Here is a 2489-nt window from a genome sequence, read left to right as displayed (position 1 = left end):
GACGCCCAGCGAACATGATTCGCCAAACCCCGATGCGTAACCTGCACACCCTTCGGCCGACCCGTCGAACCCGACGTAAAAATCACATACGCCAAGTCATCCAGATCCGCTACACCCGGCAACACCACCGGCTGCTGCGACACCACAGCCCGCTCGGCCACCAACACCTCGACCCCGGACAGGAACCGATCCGCATAACGAGCCGACGTCACCACCTGAGACACACCGGCATCTGCCAAGATCGAGCCGATCCGACCGGCCGGATACGACGGGTCCAACGGCACGAACGCCGCACCCGCCTTCCACACCCCAAGCATCGCGCCCACCAGATCGGCACCCCGATCCAGCAACACCCCCACCACACCGCCACGACCAACACCCCGCGAGACCAACCACCCCGCCAAACCCACCGCCCGCGCGTCCAACTCCGCGAAGGTCACCCCGTTGACGGCCTCACCCGACGGCACCGCCGCCACCTGCTCCTCAACCCACCCGAGCACCGATCCCGACAACGGCTCCACCGCACCACCGCCATCGGCCAACAGCACCGACACCTCACCCACCGGCAAACACACCACCCGCGCATCCCCACCCGAATCCGCCACCATCGCCTCCAACACCGCCCGGTACATCGCGCCTAGGCGCAGCACGTTGGGGTAGCTGACGACGTGGGGGTTGCTGAGGATGCTGAGCGTTCCGTCCAGGGTGGAGACGTGCAGGTCGAACTCACTGGACGCCTCGTAGACGGCGTCGTCGAAGCCGACCCGTTCGGTGTCGACCTGCGCGAAGTCGAGGTAGTTGAAGAGGATCTCGATGGGCCGGGCGCCGTCGGCGAACCGCTGCACCGACGGCAGCGGGTAGTGCCGGTGCGGCCACAGCTCCACCTCGGCGTCGAAGGCCTGCCGGATCAGCTCCGCCCAGGTGGCAGCCGGACCACGGTGCACGATCGGCAACGTGTTCAGGTGCATGCCGTACACCCGGTCCGCGCCGGTCACCTCGGGCCGCCCGTGGCAGACCAGGCCGCTGGTGAAGACGGGTTCGCCGGTGAGCTGGCTCATCACCTTCAGGTGCGCGGCCAGCAGCACGCTCTTCAGTGCGGTGCCGGTGCTGCTGGCCAAGCCCTTGAGCCCATCGAGCAGGTCGTGCAGCGGCACCCGGGTGCCGCACTGGAACTGGGGGTCGGACTCGGGGGCGCCCCACCCGGTGGGCAACGCGAAGCGGGGGTAGTCGACGACGCCCCGCCAGTACGTCTCGTCCTCGGCGGACGTCAGCGAGGCCAGTTCCGCGGCGACGAAGTCGGCGTAGCGCACCGGCAGCGCGTCGACGGGCACCGGAGCACCGGTGTCCCGCAACCGCCGGTAGTTGTCCAGGATCTCCATCAGCAGGGAGTGGTGGCTCCAGCCTTCGAGGATGCCGTGCGACATGGTGAGTACGAACCACCAGGCGTTGCCCTCGCCGATCGCACCGGCGACGCGCATCTGCGGGGCCTGGTCCGGCGCGAACGGGTTGGCCCGTTCGGCGCCCATGAAGGTGCTCATCCGAGCCTCGGTGTCCGGGCCACGCAGGTCGAGCTCGGTCACCTCGATCGGCACCTCGGCGTGCACGAGTTGCAGCGGCACCGAGTAGCCGTTCAGGTCGAACGACGTACGCAGGATCTCGTGCCGGTCGACGACGGTCTGCACGGCGCGGCGCAACGCGTCGGGGACCAGCGGCAGCTCGTCGTGGATCGGGAAGGCTGAAACGTTGTGGTAGGTGTGCCGCTCGGTGTCGGCCATCGTCTTGACCAGCATGCCGAGTTGCACCTGGGCGATGGGGTAGGCGTCGGTGAGGCCGGCGGGCAGGGCGGCCCGGTCGGCGTCGTCGAGCAGCGCGAACGGGGCCACCGGCTGGAACTCCGGTGCGACGGGGGTCTGCGCCGCTTCAAGGTTCGCGGCGAGCGCGGCGACGGTGCGGTGCAGGAAGACGTCGCGCACCGACGCGGGGATCCCGGCCGTACGCAGCGCGCCGACGAGAGCGATGGCGCTGATCGAGTGACCGCCGAGGTCGAAGAAGCTGTCCATGACGCTGACCGTGTCCAGGCTCAGGACGCGTGCCCAGATCTCCGCGAGCTGTCGTTCCAGATCGGTACGCGGGGCCACGTGCACCCGCCCACCACCGGTCACCGACGCCGCCAGAGCAGCCCGATCGACCTTGCCGTTGGCGTTCAGTGGAATCGACTCCACCACCACCAGATCCGCCGGGATCATGTACTCCGGCAGCCGACTCGCACACTCCTGCCGCACCCGCTCCGACAAACCAACATCCGGACCATCTGGCACATAAAAAGCCAACAGCCGCGACTCGTCGCCATGAACTAGAGCCACGACATCACTAACCCCGGTCACCGCACCGATCACCGACTCGATCTCACCCAACTCGATCCGGTAACCACGAACCTTCACCTGATGATCAACCCGGCCCACGAACTCCACCGCACCATCAGCCAACCG

The 2489-nt window shown here is 67.9% G+C and carries 1 protein-coding gene; it reads right to left on the bottom strand.

The window, feature by feature from the left end:
* Positions 1 to 2441, bottom strand: a 2441-nt coding sequence (locus ABZT18_RS32060) for a condensation domain-containing protein (RefSeq protein ID WP_355253281.1), incomplete at its 3' end; no start/stop codon positions are given.
* Between the last annotated feature and the right edge of the window lie 48 nt (positions 2442 to 2489).

The sequence above is a fragment of the Micromonospora sp. NPDC005291 genome (genome assembly GCF_040607415.1).
In the GTDB taxonomy this organism is placed as follows: Bacteria; Actinomycetota; Actinomycetes; order Mycobacteriales; family Micromonosporaceae; genus Micromonospora.
The sequence above is the reverse complement of the archived record's forward strand: the minus strand, read 5'-3'. Positions and strand labels throughout refer to the sequence as shown.